This window comes from Acinetobacter sp. Colony158 (assembly GCF_019264745.1).
Lineage (GTDB): Bacteria > Pseudomonadota > Gammaproteobacteria > Pseudomonadales > Moraxellaceae > Acinetobacter > Acinetobacter ursingii.
Genome location: NZ_CP078523.1, coordinates 3,309,743 through 3,310,045 on the forward strand (window position 1 = coordinate 3,309,743; position 303 = coordinate 3,310,045).

The following is a 303-nucleotide window of genomic DNA, read 5'->3' on the forward strand; positions in this document are numbered from 1 at the left end:
GAAAACTTTCATCAAATTAAACCTATAGAAATCTTAGCTCAGGGTTTAAATGATATGACTTTGTTTGCAAACGCATGGAACATTGAAGCTCGCTATTTACAAGGTGATTATTTCCAGAAAAAACTAGATCGCCTGACTGATGTACAAGATCAATAGATCTTAGAAAATCATTTAGATCTTTTGACACAATATTTATTTCAAAGTTAAAAAAAGAACCGCAATTGCGGTTCTTTTTATTGAGTTTGAATTACCAATAGAAGCTTAGACCAACTTTACCTACAGGCAACCATTCATATTTATTTT

At 31.0% G+C, this 303-nt stretch carries 1 protein-coding gene; it reads left to right on the forward strand.

Annotated features, from left to right (window positions below):
- A partial coding sequence (locus JR005_RS15045) for a hypothetical protein (RefSeq protein ID WP_228731809.1) occupies positions 1-156 on the forward strand: 156 nt, incomplete at its 5' end.
- Positions 157-303 lie beyond the last annotated feature (147 nt).